We start from the raw sequence: 14,765 nt of genomic DNA on the forward strand, positions 1-14,765 counted from the left end.
TAAACCTCTTCTTTTGTCTTTGTCCCGCAGGAAAATCATGGCGGCAGTGCGCCCAAACAAATACCGGGGAACGCCGATAATGCTGTTCAGAGCGGAATCATCCGCTCTGATTACTATAGTCTATCGGCTCGCACTTAACGCTCGCCTACCGCGTAGCCTTAGCTGCGGTGCGTCAGAATGCCGTCGACCAGACCGTATTCTACCGATTCTTCCGCGGTCATAAAGCGATCGCGCTCGGTATCACGCTCGATCTGCTCCAGTGATTGGCCGGTATGCTTGGCCATCAGTTCATTCATCCGCGACTTCACGTTCAGAATTTCACGCGCGTGGATTTCAATATCCGTCGCCTGCCCCTGGAAACCACCCAGCGGCTGGTGAATCATCACCCGGGAGTTCGGCAGGCAGAAACGCTTGCCTTTGGTGCCCGCAGTCAGCAGGAACGATCCCATCGAGCAGGCCTGTCCCATACAGATCGTGCTGACATCCGGCTTGATAAACTGCATGGTGTCATAGATTGACATGCCGGCAGTGATCACGCCGCCCGGTGAGTTGATGTACAGGAAAATGTCTTTTTCCGGGCTTTCCGCTTCCAGGAACAACATCTGCGCCACGATCAGGTTGGCCATATGGTCTTCAACCTGGCCGGTCAGGAAAATAATGCGCTCTTTCAGCAGGCGGGAATAGATGTCGTAAGAACGCTCCCCGCGTGAAGTCTGCTCCACCACCATCGGCACCAGTGCCATGTTAGGTGCAAATTGATCTCGTTCGCCACTGTATGACATTACCGTCTCCTAATAGAAATTGCCTTGGCGCCATTGTTTGCTGATTCTACTTGAGAACAGCCACGCTGACCATGCTCAACCATCCAACCGCGCCACATGACCTGACGGTCGTTATCATCCCACGCTCGGCAAACAACCCTCTGAGTATTTCAGTTGGGGGGCAACGGCGGGAATTTCAAGCCCGGTGCGCCATTTTCCCTGCCGATCTCTGCGGCAACGCCACATCACCATCATGCCTGCAAATACCGCAGGCAACAGGATAAATATAGTGCATATTATTGCGCTTAACCTGAGATTAATCAGCAACGTGGCAAAAAGAAAAGCCCGTAACCAAAGTTACGGGCTTTTTCAGATAACAGCCGGGTATGTCGCCATCGCCCGGCTCAGACATTACGCCTGTTGAGTCTGGTTCATCAGCTCGCTGAAAGTGGTCGCTTTTTCAGTCACTTTCGCGTTAGACAGCAGGGTTTCCACCGCTTGCTCTTCCAGAGCCACGTTACGCATGTTGTTCATCAGCTCTTTGTTTTTGCTGTAGAACTCGATAACTTCGCTTGGATCTTCGTAAGCGGAAGCCATCTCATCGATCAGCGCTTTCACGCGATCTTCGTCAGCTTTCAGCTCGTTGGTGCTGATCACTTCGCCCAGCAGCAGGCCGACGACAACGCGACGCTTAGCCTGTTCTTCGAACAGTTCACGCGGCAGTTCCAGCGCTTGCTGCTCGTTGCCGCCGAAACGCTGTGCAGCCTGACGGCGCAGCACGTCGATTTCGCCGTCGATCAGTGCAGCAGGCACGTCGATGTCGTTAGCGTTGACCAGGCCGTCGATAACCTGAGTCTTGACGCGGTTACGCACGGCGCCTTTCAGCTCGCGCTCCATGTTTTTACGCACTTCCGCGCGCAGACCGTCAACAGAACCATCCGCCACGCCGAAACGCTGGATGAATTCTTCGGTCAGCTCAGGCAGCTCGCGCTCTTCCACTTTCTTCAGCACGATGGCGAACTTGGCGGCTTTACCCTTCAGGTTCTCAGCGTGGTAGTCTTCCGGGAAGTTAACGTCGATGGTGAACTCTTCACCGGCCTTGTGACCCACCAGACCTTCTTCAAAGCCCGGGATCATGCGGCCCTGGCCCATCGCCAGAACGAAGTCTGCCGCTTTGCCGCCTTCAAACTCTTCACCGTCGATAGAACCGGAGAAATCAACGGTCACGCGGTCTTCAGCTTCAACGGCGCGATCGGTGTCTTTCCAGGTCGCCTGCTGCTTGCGCAGGGTGTCGAGCATGGTGTCAACATCAGCGTCGTTGACTTCAACCACTGGTTTTTCAACTTCGATGTTTTCCAGGCCTTTCAGCTCAACTTCCGGATACACTTCGAATTCAACGGTGTAGCTGAAATCTTCGCCTTCCTTGTACTCGCCCGGCACGTAGTTTGGCGCGCCAGCCGGGTTAATTTTTTCTTTGATGATCGCGTCAACAAAGTTGCGCTGCATCAGATCGCCCAGCACGTCTTGACGAACAGAGGCGCCATAACGCTGCTCAACGATGTTCATCGGCACTTTGCCCTTGCGGAAACCGTCGATACGCACGCTTTTCGCTGCGTTGATCAGCTCTTTTTTCACCGCCTGCGCGATAACATCAGCAGGTACGGTGATAGAAAGACGGCGCCCAAGGCCTTGAGTGGTTTCTACTGAAACTTGCATCTTGTTACCTCAAAAAAATCACAGTGCTCGGTCGACTCCGTTCCAAGAACCAGGACGGCTGCATTACAGAACCGAGTTCCCTGATGCCGAGAGCGTCCCGAAACCATTCCGGAAAAATAAGACGCGACATTATAGCGGCGCATGCGAGGCGAGTCGAGGAAAGCCGGGCGGCTGTAACGCGTTAAAATTCACACTTTTGCTGATTTTTGGCAAAAAAACGCGCCTGCCGACCGCTTTGACCGCGCTGCAGGCAATAAACCGCGTCGTCGTCAAAAACAGAAACGGCCCGCAGGCCGTTTCAAAATTCGTCTGTAGTAATACCCTAAATCGCGGCTAAAGTTCCACTGCCGCGTCAGCTTTTATACGTCCGGCCAGGGTTCCGGCGTCGCGCCGCGACAAGGCGGCGAAGCGAGTACGGTATCCTGCAGCCCTTCCCACTCTTTCAGGGTATAGGTGTGCAGCGCCAGCGCGTGCACGCCGTTAGCCAGCTCATCCGCCAACACGCCGTAGATCGAACGGTGGCGCGTCAGAAAGCGTTCGCCGACGAAGCGGTCACTGACCAATACCACCTTAAAGTGGCTTTCTGAACCCGCCGGAACGTTGTGACGATAACTTTCATCAACCACTTCCAGATACGCGGGCTCAAACGCCGCCCTTAACTTTGCTTCTATTTGCTCGCGAATCATAGGATCTCCTTACAACACCGGCAGAGGACATGCCATCTATTTCAATATTAGCCGCTTTTCCCCCGGGAGAATACGCAGCGTGTAAATTTCTCAGTTCCGTGGCGAAAAAACCACCACAACATCCTGGCTCTTGGGGTTTATCTTATTGAGAGCAACAAAAAAGCATGTTTTTATCACTCACAGTAAAAAAATTGCCATCCAGCAACGTTGGAACACTTCCCCCGGCCGACGGCGATGCTATCATGTCGGCCAGATGATTGTTGGCAATACCATTCCGACTCAGACGAAAACGAGAGCGCTAACATGTTAAAAAAACTTTGTCTTCCTTTATTAGGCGCGCTGCTGCTGGCCGGCTGCGCCAGCAGCGGCAATACCCTTAACGTCACGCCGAAGATCGTGCTGCCAACTCAGGATCCGACGTTGCAGGGCGTGACCATCAGCATCAACGGCGCCGATCAGCGCAAGGATCAGGCGCTGGCCAAGGTTAACCGCGACAGCCGTCTGGTCACCCTGACGCCATCGCGCGATCTGCGTTTCCTGCTGCAGGAAGTGCTGGAGAAGCAAATGGGCGCGCGCGGCTATATGATCGGCCCGAATGCACCGGTTGACCTGCAGATCGTGATGAACAATCTGTATGCCGACGTCACCGAAGGCAACCTGCGCTACAGCATCACCACCAAGGCCGATATCTCGATTATCGCCGTGGCGAAAAACGGCAACAAGCAGGTGAAGAACTATCGTTCGACCTATAACGTTCAGGGCGCCTTTAACGCAACCAACGATAAAATCACCAACGCGGTCAATACCGTGCTCGGCGACGTGATCGCTGATATGGCACAGGACACCAGCGTCAACGACTTTATCAAGCAGAACGCGCGTTAATCTGACGCCTTGTGTCGCCCGGCATGCCGGGCGACACAGACAGGGAACTCATGTCTAAACAGTACTTTGCGATTTTCACCCAGCGTAACTCGCTGATCCTGCTGCTGCTGGGGTTCGCCTCCGGCCTGCCGCTGGCACTGACCTCCGGCACGCTGCAAGCCTGGATGACCGTCGAGAATATCGATCTGAAAACCATCGGTATCTTTTCACTGGTCGGTCAGGCTTACGTTTTCAAATTCCTCTGGTCACCGTTTATGGACCGCTACACGCCACCGTTCCTCGGCCGGCGTCGCGGCTGGCTGCTGATCAGCCAGCTGCTGCTGGTGGCGGCGATCGTGGCGATGGGCTTTATGAACCCGGCGCAACATCTGTGGTGGCTGGCCGCGCTGGCGGTGCTGGTGGCGTTCTGCTCCGCCTCGCAGGATATCGTGTTCGACGCCTACAAAACCGATCTGCTGACGGCGGAAGAACGCGGCGCCGGCGCGGCGATTTCCGTGCTGGGCTATCGTCTGGCGATGCTGGTGTCCGGCGGACTGGCCCTGTGGCTGGCGGATCGCTACTTCGGCTGGCAGGCCACCTACTGGCTGATGGCCGGGCTGATGCTGCTCGGTATTGCCGCAACGCTGCTGGCGCCGGAACCCGACGACAGCGTTCCCGCGCCGCGCACCATGGAGCAGGCGGTCATCGCCCCGCTGCGCGACTTCTTCGCCCGTAACAACGCCTGGCTGATCCTGCTGCTGATCGTGATGTACAAAATGGGCGACGCCTTTGCCGGCAGCCTGAGCACCACCTTCCTGATTCGCGGCGTCGGCTTTGACGCCGGCGAGGTCGGGCTGGTCAACAAAACGCTCGGGCTGTTCGCCACCATCGTCGGCGCGCTGTTTGGCGGTGTGCTGATGCAGCGTCTCACCCTGTTCCGCGCGCTGATGCTGTTCGGCATGCTGCAGGCGGTGTCGAACCTCGGCTACTGGATCCTGGCGGTGACCGACAAAAACATCATCAGCATGGGCAGCGCCATCTTCCTGGAGAACCTGTGCGGCGGCATGGGCACCGCCGCCTTTGTCGCGCTGCTGATGACGCTGTGCAACAAATCCTTCTCGGCGACTCAGTTCGCCCTGCTGTCGGCGCTCTCCGCCGTGGGCCGGGTCTACGTCGGGCCGATCGCCGGTTGGTTCGTCGAAGCGCACGGCTGGCCGCTGTTTTATCTGTTCTCTATCGCCGCGGCGATTCCCGGCCTGCTCCTGCTGGCCGTCTGCCGCCGGACGCTGGAGTACACGCAGAACACCGACGACTTTATGCCGCGCACCGAATTCCAGCGGGCCTACCGCTGGGCGCTGCGTCTGCTGGGCGTAGGCTGCAGCCTGCTGGCGCTGTGGCTGCTGCTGCTTATCAGCAACGCGCTGGACTGGAGCACATTGCCGCAACTGGCCGACGCTGCGCTGCAGGCCGGAGCGGCGCTGAGCCTGGCCGGCATCGTGGCGGGCAGCCTGCTGGACTACCTGGCGCTGCGCCGCACGCGCCTGGCGTAAGCCCCCGCAGGCCGGGGCGCTGGCGCCGGTCTGCGGAATGCATTGGTTAAATAATTTTATTTCTGTGTGAAAATATAATTGCCATCTGAATTATTTTTTTCACCTTAGGAAAAAGATTATAAATAAAATTAAATTCACCTGTAACAAACAAATATTTTACATTAAATATACTTTTGCGCCCCATTTAAAAAAATCCCCTCTGAGCACTAAATCATCATACCTTTGTTTTTCCATAAGATAGCATTACCCCGGCACGATTCAGCATGCCAACGCATTGTTGCCATTGGGAAATTGTCACGCAGCGTTACATCTGTGACAACGTTAACAGAAAGTGTCAACGAGGCGCTGACACAAGCCTAAGCATGTTTACAGTACTGCAACCTTCCCGTAAAATGCCCGCACACATGAAACGACAATGAGCCTTTGTAATTGAGGTCGTTAGATGAGACTTAAGAAATACAATAAAAGTATTGGGATGTTGTCATTATTCGCATCCACTGTAATGCTCAGTGGGTGCGATATGGTATTGATGAATCCCAAAGGAGCAATAGGTGTTGAACAACGGACACTGATAATCACCGCTATCGCATTAATGCTGATCGTGGTGATTCCAGTTATCATCATGGCGTTCGGTTTTGCCTGGAAGTATCGCGCTTCCAACAAGGATGCCAAGTACAGTCCTAACTGGTCACACTCCAACAAGATTGAAGCGGTCGTCTGGACCATTCCAATCATCATCATCGCCATCCTTGGCACCATTACCTGGAAAACGACGCACGAACTGGATCCATTCAAGCCGATTGTCACCGACAAGAAGCCAATGACCATTGAAGTGGTGTCGCTGGACTGGAAATGGCTGTTTATCTACCCAGAGCAGGGTATTGCGACGGTGAATGAATTGGCCTTCCCGAAAGATGTTCCAGTCGAATTCAAGATCACCTCTAACTCGGTAATGAACTCGTTCTTTATTCCTCAGTTAGGTGGACAGATTTATGCGATGGCCGGCATGCAGACCAAACTGCATCTGATCGGCAACGAAGCGGGGCAATACGCAGGTATTTCCAGCAGCTTCAGCGGTCGCGGGTTCTCCGGTATGAAGTTCAACGCTATTGTCACCCCAACCGAAGGCGACTTCGATCAGTGGGTTAACAAGGTGAAAGCTTCTTCCAAGAACCTCAATACCACCGACGACTTTAACAAACTGGCAGAGCCGAGTGAAAACAACCCGGTTGAGTACTTCTCCAGTGTCAAACCTAATTTGTTCAAAGAAACAATTGGCAAATTCATGGGCGACATGCACATGCACAAAGGCGCTGAAGCAAACGCGCACGAAGGCATGGACATGAGCCAGGGTATGGACATGGGTGAACATGCTCACGCCGGAGCCGAGGAATAATCTGATGTTGGGAAAATTAACGCTTGATGCGGTTCCTTACCACGAACCGATCATCATGGTCACCGTTGCTGCAATTGTTGTTGGCGGCCTGGCACTGCTGGCGCTGATAACATATTTGGGCAAGTGGAAATGGTTGTGGAGCGAATGGCTGACCTCCGTCGACCATAAAAAAATTGGTATTATGTACATCATCGTGGCGATGGTCATGCTGCTGCGCGGCTTTGCCGACGCCATCATGATGCGTAGCCAGCAGGCGCTTGCGTCTGCCGGCGAGGCCGGCTTCCTGCCGCCGCACCACTATGACCAAATCTTTACCGCCCACGGCGTAATCATGATTTTCTTCATGGCGATGCCTTTCGTGGTTGGTCTGATGAACGTGGTTGTACCGCTGCAAATCGGTGCGCGCGACGTTGCCTTCCCGTTCCTGAACTCCCTGAGCTTCTGGTTCTTCGTGGTGGGCGTCGTACTGATCAACATCTCTCTGGGGGTTGGTGAGTTCGCGCAGACCGGTTGGCTGGCGTATCCGCCGCTGTCCGGCAAGGAGTACAGTCCTGGCGTCGGGGTCGATTACTGGATCTGGAGTCTGCAGATTTCCGGTCTGGGTACCCTGTTGACCGGTGTTAACTTCTTCGCGACCATTCTGAAGATGCGCGCCCCTGGCATGCCTCTGATGAAAATGCCGGTATTCACCTGGGCGGCACTGTGTACTAACGTCCTGATTATCGTTTCTTTCCCAATTCTGACCGTCACCATCGCGCTGCTGACCCTGGATCGCTATCTGGGCACCCATTTCTTCACCAATGATATGGGCGGCAACATGATGATGTACATCAACCTGATTTGGGCCTGGGGTCACCCAGAAGTGTACATCCTGGTTCTGCCGGTGTTCGGTGTGTTCTCCGAAGTTACCGCGACCTTCTCGAAGAAACGTCTGTTCGGCTATACCTCTCTGGTATGGGCAACCATCGCGATTACCGTTCTGTCGTTCATCGTATGGCTGCACCACTTCTTTACCATGGGGTCCGGCGCGAACGTCAACGCCTTCTTCGGTATCGCCACTATGATTATTTCCATCCCGACCGGGGTGAAAATCTTCAACTGGCTGTTCACCATGTACCAGGGTCGTATCCAGTTCAACTCTGCCATGCTGTGGACCATCGGCTTCATCATCACCTTCTCCATCGGTGGTATGACCGGCGTTCTGCTGGCGGTGCCGGGCGCGAACTTCGTGCTGCACAACAGCCTGTTCCTGATTGCGCACTTCCACAACGTCATCATCGGCGGCGTGGTGTTCGGTTGCTTCGCCGGCCTGACTTACTGGTTCCCGAAATCCTTCGGCTTCACGCTGAACGAAACCTGGGGCAAACGCGCGTTCTGGTTCTGGATCATCGGTTTCTTCGTGGCCTTCATGCCGCTGTACGCGCTGGGCTTTATGGGTATGACTCGTCGTATCAGCCAGAACATCAACCCTGAGTTCCATCCGCTGCTGATGGTTGCTGCGGGCGGTGCTGCGCTGATTGCCTGCGGTATCCTGTGTCAGCTGATTCAGATCTTCGTCAGTATTCGTGACCGCGATCAGAACCGCGACCTGACCGGTGACCCGTGGGGCGGCCGTACTCTGGAGTGGGCAACTTCTTCTCCTCCGCCGTTCTATAACTTCGCCACCATGCCGGAAATTCACGACCGTGATGCATTCTGGGACATGAAAGAAAAAGGTGAAGCGTATAAGAAACCGGCTAAGTACGAACCGATTCATATGCCTAAGAACACCGGCGCCGGCGTTATCATCGGCTTCTTCAGCCTGATCTTCGGTTTCGCCATGATCTGGGAAATCTGGTGGATGGCTCTGGCCGGCTTCATCGGCATGATCGTAGTCTGGATCGCCAAGAGCTTCGACCAAGATGTTGACTACTATGTGCAGGTTGACGAAATCGAGCGCATTGAGAACCAACACTATGAACAAATCAGCAAAGCAGGCGTGAAACATGTCAACTGATACTCTGACTAACCACAACGCAGCCCATGCAGAGCATGGGCACCACGACGCAGGAGAGACCAAAGTCTTCGGATTTTGGATCTACCTGATGAGCGACTGTATTTTGTTTGCGAGCTTGTTCGCGACTTATGCAGTACTGGTGAACGGGACCGCTGGCGGTCCCTCTGGCAAAGACATCTTCGATCTGAAGTTTGTTCTGGTTGAGACGTTCCTGCTGCTGTTCAGCTCCATCACCTACGGGATGGCGATGATCGGCATGAACAAAGGCAAAGTCGGCAGCGTCAACACCTGGCTGTTCCTGACCTTCCTGTTCGGCCTCGGCTTCGTGGCGATGGAAATCTATGAATTCCATCACCTGATCGCCGAAGGCTTCGGCCCGGATCACAGTGCGTTCCTGTCCAGCTTCTTCGCGCTGGTCGGTACTCACGGTCTGCACGTGTCTGCCGGTCTGGTCTGGATCATCATCATGATGATTCAGGTGAGCAAGCATGGCCTGACGTCAACCAACAAAACCCGTCTGATGTGCCTGAGCCTGTTCTGGCACTTCCTGGATGTGGTATGGATTTGCGTATTTACCGTTGTTTATCTGCTGGGGGTTATGTAATGAGCCATTCATCCCATGAGACCTCTCACGGCGGCGCAAGCCACGGCAGCGTCAAGTCATACCTGATCGGCTTCATCCTGTCGGTCATCCTGACGGTAATTCCATTTATGATGGTGATGAACGGCACTGCCTCTCATTCCACCATCCTGGCGGTTGTGGTCGGCATGGCGGTTATTCAGGTGATTGTTCACCTGATTTACTTCCTGCACATGAACACTTCATCGGAAGAGCGCTGGAACCTGGTGGCATTACTGTTCACCGCTATGATCATCGGTATCGTTGTTGTGGGTTCACTGTGGATTATGTACAACCTCAACCTCAATATGATGGTCGATTAAGAGCCGAGCCGTAAGTAATGATGAAGCAATACCTGCAAGTAACTAAACCAGGAATTATTTTCGGTAATTTAATTTCTGTCGTTGGGGGATTCCTGTTGGCTTCCAAAGGAAGCATCGACTATCCCCTGTTTCTCGCCACCCTGGTGGGTGTCTCGTTGGTTGTCGCCTCGGGCTGTGTGTTTAACAACTACATTGACCGTGACATCGACAAGAAAATGGAGAGAACGAAGAACCGGGTGCTGGTAAAAGGCCTGATCGCGCCGAATGTCACCCTGGTTTATGCTACCGCGCTGGGTATTGCTGGCTTCGCCTTGCTGTATACCGCAGCCAACCCGCTGGCCATGTGGCTGGCGGTGATGGGCTTCGTGGTTTATGTCGGCGTTTATAGCCTGTATATGAAGCGCCATTCTGTCTATGGCACGCTGATTGGCAGCCTGTCAGGCGCTGCGCCGCCGGTTATCGGCTACTGCGCGGTGACCAACGAGTTCGATATGGGCGCGTTGATCCTGCTGGCTATCTTCAGCCTGTGGCAGATGCCGCACTCCTATGCGATTGCCATCTTCCGCTTCAAAGATTATCAGGCAGCCAATATTCCTGTGCTGCCGGTAGTCAAAGGCATTTCCGTCGCCAAGAACCACATTACGGTCTACATTCTGGCGTTTATGATCGCCACCCTGATGCTGACCCTGAGCGGCTACGCCGGGTACAAGTACCTGGTCGTCGCGGCAGCGGTCAGCGTGTGGTGGCTGGGCATGGCGTTACGCGGTTATAAAACCGAGAATGACAGCATCTGGGCGCGCAAACTGTTTGTGTTCTCGATTGTTGCCATCACCTCACTCAGCGTAATGATGTCGATCGATTTTAGCGCCTCGGCGTCGCCGGAAACGTTGTTAACTTACGTCTGGTAACTCGCTCTTCGTCAATGGGCCGCTAACGCGGCCCATTTTATTTTTACGTTCTCAGCCCTACCGGCATCCGGGAAATACTGTAATATCTGCTAAATAACATTACGTTTACCCTCCCCTGCCCTTCACACTAAAATAAACGCGCTCCCAAAAGTTATCCCATCAGGCTCTGACGGCCAGAACCTGATGGGATAGTTTTTACTGAGGTTCGAAGTTTGCATGAACGATAATACGATGACCCCGGTGGAACGCCGGGCGACCTGGGGTCTGGGCACGGTATTCTCACTGCGCATGCTCGGCATGTTTATGGTGCTGCCGGTGCTGACCACCTACGGTATGGCGCTGAACGGCGCCAGCGAAACGCTGATCGGCATCGCCATCGGCATTTACGGCCTGGCGCAGGCGATTTTTCAAATTCCCTTCGGGCTTATCTCCGACCGCATCGGCCGTAAGCCGCTGATCGTCGGCGGGCTGCTGGTGTTCGCCCTCGGCAGCGTTATCGCTGCGGTCAGCGACTCGATCTGGGGCATTATCCTCGGCCGCGCGCTGCAAGGCTCCGGCGCTATCGCCGCCGCGGTGATGGCGCTGCTGTCCGATCTGACCCGCGAGCAGAACCGCACTAAAGCCATGGCGTTTATCGGCATCAGCTTCGGTATTACCTTCGCCATCGCCATGGTATTGGGGCCGGTGATTACCCATGCGCTGGGACTGCATGCGCTGTTCTGGATGATCGCCGCGCTGGCGCTGTGCGGTATCGTCATTACCTTACTGGTGGTGCCTTCGGCCGACCGCCACGTGCTGAACCGCGAGTCCAGCATGGTGCGCGGCAGCTTCAGCAAAGTGCTGAGCAACCCGCGCCTGCTGAAGCTCAATATCGGCATCATGTGCCTGCACATTCTGCTGATGTCGAGCTTCGTCGCCCTGCCGCTGGCAATGGAGAAGGCCGGGCTGGCGGCCAGTAAACACTGGGTGGTGTACCTGGTGACCATGCTGGTGTCGTTCGTGTCGGTAGTGCCGTTTATTATCTATGCCGAGAAGAAGCGCCGCATGAAGCAGGTATTTATGGGCTGCGTGGCGGTGCTGTTCGCCGCCGAACTGGTACTGTTGATTTCCGGCCAACATCTGTGGGGCATTATCGCCGGCGTACAGCTGTTCTTTATGGCGTTTAACGTGATGGAGGCGATTCTGCCTTCGCTGATCAGTAAAGAGTCGCCGGCCGGCTACAAGGGTACGGCGATGGGCGTATACTCCACCAGCCAGTTTATCGGCGTTGCCATCGGCGGCAGCCTCGGCGGCTGGCTCTACGGCCTGCACGGCGCCGGGCTGGTGTTTATCGCCGGCGCGGTGATTGCCGCCGTATGGTTTATCATCAGCAGCACCATGCAGGAACCGCCGTACGTCAGCAGCCTGCGTATCACACTCTCGGAACTGGCGGTAAAAGACACGTCGCTGGCAAGCCGGCTGCAGGCTCAACCCGGCGTGGCGGAAGCCATCGTCGTGCCGGAAGAGCGCAGCGCCTATGTGAAGGTCGACACCAAACAGACCAACCGCGGACAGTTGGAAACGCTGGTCAATACGCTATAAATAAAAACGCCGGGCAAGCCCGGCGTTTTTATTCACATCAGTACGATCAGTCGCGGAAGTTTTTAAACTGGAACGGCTGCCCCAGATTACCGCCGCGCACCAGCGCCATCACGCTTTGCAAATCGTCACGGGATTTCCCGGTCACGCGCACTTCGTCACCCTGAATCTGCGCCTGCACCTTCAGCTTGCTGTCTTTAATCAGCTTGACGATCTTCTTCGCCAGCTGCGTTTCAATCCCCTGCTTCAGCTTGGCGTCAACGCTGTAGGTTTTGCCGCTGTGCTCAAACTCTTCCGGGATCTCCAGCGCCGCGCCCTCAATACCACGCTTGGCCAATTTTTCACGCAGAATATCAAGCAGCTGCTGAACCTGAAAATCAGATTCGCTGGCAACTTTGATCGTTTCATTTTTTTCGTTCAGCTCAAAGCTGGCCGGCACGTTGCGGAAATCCCAACGGGTGCCCAGATCGCGCGAGGCGTTCTCCACGGCGTTGCGCACTTCCTGCATATCTATTTCGGAAACAATGTCGAAAGATGGCATACTTCTTCCTCCTGAATGAGAGCCCGAACTGTCAGGCAATTTCGATGGCGTGCATGATACCCGCTTTGCCGATTAAGGCAAAATTCCGATGTCACGGCAACGCAAACGTCCACACGCAGGAAAGTCTACAATTTATGGTGTCAGATCAGCGGTTCGCAAAGAGCGCTCAGGCGCTTTGCGCTGGCCTGTTCCCCCAGCAATACGATACCGGATAACGGCAATCCCCCGGTCCCCCCAAGGAGGATGGATGAAAATAACTGTTCTTGGTTGCGGCGCCCTCGGGCAGCTGTGGCTCTCCCGGCTGTATCAGCAGGGCCATGATGTACAAGGATGGTTACGCGTACCTCAGCCGTTTTGCGCCGTCGATGTTATTGAAACCGATGGCTCCCGCTTCAGTCAGAGCCTGCTCAGCAACGACGCCGAGCATCTGCGCAGCAGCGAACTGCTGCTGGTGACGCTCAAGGCCTGGCAAGTCTCCGATGCGGTAGCGGCCCTGCTGCCGAAGCTCAACCCCGCCTGCGCCATTTTGCTGCTGCACAACGGCATGGGCACACAGGATGAACTACCGGCCAACGAGCAGCCAATACTGCAAGGCACCACCACCCACGCCGCGCGCCACGACGGCCATACCATTATTCACGTTGCCGACGGCACCACCCATATCGGCCCGACGTCTCCGGCTGCGGAAGCGCTCAGCCACCTGGCGGAGGTTCTGCATCAGGCGCTGCCGGACGTCGCCTGGCACAATACAATTACCGCCGCGCTGTGGCGTAAATTGGCGGTTAACTGCGTGATCAATCCGCTGACCGCGCTGTATGACTGCCGCAACGGCGAGCTGCGCCATTATCCTGAGCAAATCACGCTGATCTGCAGCGAAGTAGCCGGCGTGATGGCGATGGAGGGGCACCACACCACCTGTGAGGGACTGCGGCAGTATGTGATGCAGGTGATAGAGAGCACGGCGGATAATGTCTCCTCCATGCTGCAGGATATTCACGCCCAGCGGCACACCGAGATCGACTATATTACCGGTTATCTGCTGCGGCGCGCCCGCAGCCACGGCATGGTGCTGCCGGAAAACGCCCGGCTGTTTGATTTGGTTAAGCGAAAGGAAAATGAGTATGAACGTATCGGTGTTGGTCTGCCTGGCGCCTGGAAGTGAAGAAACCGAAGCGGTAACCGCCATCGATTTACTGGTGCGCGCCGGGATTAAGGTCACCACCGCCAGCGTGGCCGGCGACGGCAGTCTGACCATCGTCTGTTCCCGCGGCGTTAAGCTGCTGGCAGATGCGGCGCTGGTTGAGATCGTCGACGAACCGTTTGACGCTATCGTGTTGCCCGGCGGCCTGCAGGGCGCCGAATGCTTCCGCGACAGCCCGCTGCTGGTGGAAAAAGTGCGTCAGATGCATCTGCAGGGGAAAATCGTCGCCGCCATCTGCGCCGCGCCGGCGCTGGTGCTGCAACACCACGATCTGTTCCCGGTCGGTAACATGACCGGCTTCCCCGGTTTGAAACAGCATATCCCGCAGGATAAGTGGATGGAGCGCCGGGTGGTATATGACGCGCGCGTCAATCTGCTGACCAGCCAGGGGCCGGGTACCGCCATGGAATTCAGCCTGAAGCTGATTGATCTGCTGTTGGGGAAAGCCAAAGCGGCGGAGGTCGCAGCGCAGCTGGTATTGATCCCAGGCATGTACGACTTCAGTGACTGAACACTTACTTACGCAATCACTAACGACTCTGAGACTTGGCTGTCATCAGTCAGTGGCCGTGATTCACGCCGGCAGCCAACAACGCTGCGGCGTATAAGATTCAGGGGTAATCCCCGAT

General features: G+C 55.5%; 14 protein-coding genes. 10 read left to right on the plus strand and 4 right to left on the minus strand.

The window, feature by feature from the left end; genetic code table 11:
* Window positions 1-158 precede the first annotated feature (158 nt).
* From clpP to bolA, 3 genes are all read right to left on the minus strand, one after another.
* The gene (clpP, locus tag HF675_RS18315; RefSeq protein ID WP_105230017.1) at window positions 159-782 is read right to left on the minus strand and encodes an ATP-dependent Clp endopeptidase proteolytic subunit ClpP; all 624 of its coding nucleotides are present in this window, start codon (window positions 780-782) and stop codon (window positions 159-161) included.
* Window positions 783-1,172: 390 nt separating this feature from the next.
* Window positions 1,173-2,477, minus strand: coding sequence for a trigger factor (gene tig / locus HF675_RS18320; protein ID WP_105230016.1), 1,305 nt, complete (start codon window positions 2,475-2,477; stop codon window positions 1,173-1,175).
* Between the two features lie 359 nt (window positions 2,478-2,836).
* Window positions 2,837-3,163 carry a transcriptional regulator BolA gene (gene bolA / locus HF675_RS18325; protein ID WP_105230015.1) on the minus strand — a complete coding sequence of 109 codons (327 nt, stop codon included), beginning with the start codon at window positions 3,161-3,163 and terminating at the stop codon, window positions 2,837-2,839.
* Between the two features lie 303 nt (window positions 3,164-3,466).
* Between bolA and HF675_RS18330 the strand changes: the two genes are divergently transcribed.
* The 8 genes from HF675_RS18330 (at window position 3,467) to HF675_RS18365 (ending at window position 12,397) form a co-directional block, all read left to right on the plus strand.
* Window positions 3,467-4,045, plus strand: a complete 579-nt coding sequence (locus tag HF675_RS18330; protein WP_105230014.1) for a lipoprotein — start codon at window positions 3,467-3,469, stop codon at window positions 4,043-4,045.
* A gap of 50 nt (window positions 4,046-4,095) precedes the next feature.
* On the plus strand, window positions 4,096-5,574 hold the full coding sequence (ampG, locus tag HF675_RS18335; protein ID WP_105230013.1) for a muropeptide MFS transporter AmpG: 1,479 nt from the start codon (window positions 4,096-4,098) through the stop codon (window positions 5,572-5,574).
* Window positions 5,575-6,016: 442 nt separating this feature from the next.
* Complete coding sequence (cyoA, locus tag HF675_RS18340) at window positions 6,017-6,970, plus strand: cytochrome o ubiquinol oxidase subunit II (protein WP_105230012.1); 954 nt, start codon at window positions 6,017-6,019, stop codon at window positions 6,968-6,970.
* 4 nt (window positions 6,971-6,974) lie between these two features.
* Window positions 6,975-8,966 (plus strand): cytochrome o ubiquinol oxidase subunit I, encoded by a 1,992-nt coding sequence (gene cyoB, locus HF675_RS18345; protein ID WP_105230011.1) that lies wholly within the window; start codon window positions 6,975-6,977, stop codon window positions 8,964-8,966.
* On the plus strand, window positions 8,956-9,570 hold the full coding sequence (locus HF675_RS18350) for a cytochrome o ubiquinol oxidase subunit III (protein ID WP_004954628.1): 615 nt from the start codon (window positions 8,956-8,958) through the stop codon (window positions 9,568-9,570). Before cyoB ends, HF675_RS18350 begins: the two co-directional genes overlap by 11 nt.
* Window positions 9,570-9,908 (plus strand): cytochrome o ubiquinol oxidase subunit IV, encoded by a 339-nt coding sequence (locus tag HF675_RS18355; RefSeq protein ID WP_105230010.1) that lies wholly within the window; start codon window positions 9,570-9,572, stop codon window positions 9,906-9,908. Before HF675_RS18350 ends, HF675_RS18355 begins: the two co-directional genes overlap by 1 nt.
* A 17-nt stretch (window positions 9,909-9,925) precedes the next feature.
* Entirely contained in the window at window positions 9,926-10,816 is an 891-nt protein-coding gene (gene cyoE, locus HF675_RS18360; RefSeq protein WP_015671183.1) for a heme o synthase, read from the plus strand.
* Between the two features lie 216 nt (window positions 10,817-11,032).
* The gene (locus HF675_RS18365; RefSeq protein ID WP_111737630.1) at window positions 11,033-12,397 is read left to right on the plus strand and encodes an MFS transporter; all 1,365 of its coding nucleotides are present in this window, start codon (window positions 11,033-11,035) and stop codon (window positions 12,395-12,397) included.
* 46 nt (window positions 12,398-12,443) lie between these two features.
* On the opposite strand, the gene HF675_RS18370 is transcribed toward HF675_RS18365, so the two are convergent.
* Window positions 12,444-12,935, minus strand: a complete 492-nt coding sequence (locus tag HF675_RS18370; protein ID WP_105230008.1) for a YajQ family cyclic di-GMP-binding protein — start codon at window positions 12,933-12,935, stop codon at window positions 12,444-12,446.
* Window positions 12,936-13,182: 247 nt separating this feature from the next.
* On the opposite strand from HF675_RS18370, the gene panE reads away from it, so the two are divergent.
* Both panE and yajL read left to right on the plus strand, forming a co-directional pair.
* A complete protein-coding gene (panE, locus tag HF675_RS18375) occupies window positions 13,183-14,097 on the plus strand; it encodes a 2-dehydropantoate 2-reductase (protein ID WP_187043545.1) in 915 nt (304 codons plus the stop codon).
* Complete coding sequence (gene yajL / locus HF675_RS18380) at window positions 14,057-14,647, plus strand: protein deglycase YajL (protein ID WP_105230006.1); 591 nt, start codon at window positions 14,057-14,059, stop codon at window positions 14,645-14,647. The genes panE and yajL overlap by 41 nt, the downstream gene beginning before the upstream one ends.
* Window positions 14,648-14,765 lie beyond the last annotated feature (118 nt).

This window comes from Serratia sp. JUb9 (genome assembly GCF_014298095.1).
In the GTDB taxonomy this organism is placed as follows: domain Bacteria; phylum Pseudomonadota; class Gammaproteobacteria; order Enterobacterales; family Enterobacteriaceae; genus Serratia_B; species Serratia_B rhizosphaerae.

Excerpts from the sequence above, each read along its gene's own strand:
- HF675_RS18370 (WP_105230008.1), bottom strand. The coding sequence starts at position 12,935 with ATGCCATCTTTCGACATTGTTTCCGAAATAGATATGCAGGAAGTGCGC.
- clpP (WP_105230017.1), bottom strand. The coding sequence starts at position 782 with ATGTCATACAGTGGCGAACGAGATCAATTTGCACCTAACATGGCACTG.
- cyoE (WP_015671183.1), top strand. The coding sequence starts at position 9,926 with ATGATGAAGCAATACCTGCAAGTAACTAAACCAGGAATTATTTTCGGT.
- ampG (WP_105230013.1), top strand. The coding sequence starts at position 4,096 with ATGTCTAAACAGTACTTTGCGATTTTCACCCAGCGTAACTCGCTGATC.
- HF675_RS18350 (WP_004954628.1), top strand. The coding sequence starts at position 8,956 with ATGTCAACTGATACTCTGACTAACCACAACGCAGCCCATGCAGAGCAT.
- panE (WP_187043545.1), top strand. The coding sequence starts at position 13,183 with ATGAAAATAACTGTTCTTGGTTGCGGCGCCCTCGGGCAGCTGTGGCTC.
- bolA (WP_105230015.1), bottom strand. The coding sequence starts at position 3,163 with ATGATTCGCGAGCAAATAGAAGCAAAGTTAAGGGCGGCGTTTGAGCCC.
- cyoB (WP_105230011.1), top strand. The coding sequence starts at position 6,975 with ATGTTGGGAAAATTAACGCTTGATGCGGTTCCTTACCACGAACCGATC.
- HF675_RS18355 (WP_105230010.1), top strand. The coding sequence starts at position 9,570 with ATGAGCCATTCATCCCATGAGACCTCTCACGGCGGCGCAAGCCACGGC.
- HF675_RS18330 (WP_105230014.1), top strand. The coding sequence starts at position 3,467 with ATGTTAAAAAAACTTTGTCTTCCTTTATTAGGCGCGCTGCTGCTGGCC.
- HF675_RS18365 (WP_111737630.1), top strand. The coding sequence starts at position 11,033 with ATGAACGATAATACGATGACCCCGGTGGAACGCCGGGCGACCTGGGGT.
- yajL (WP_105230006.1), top strand. The coding sequence starts at position 14,057 with ATGAACGTATCGGTGTTGGTCTGCCTGGCGCCTGGAAGTGAAGAAACC.
- tig (WP_105230016.1), bottom strand. The coding sequence starts at position 2,477 with ATGCAAGTTTCAGTAGAAACCACTCAAGGCCTTGGGCGCCGTCTTTCT.
- cyoA (WP_105230012.1), top strand. The coding sequence starts at position 6,017 with ATGAGACTTAAGAAATACAATAAAAGTATTGGGATGTTGTCATTATTC.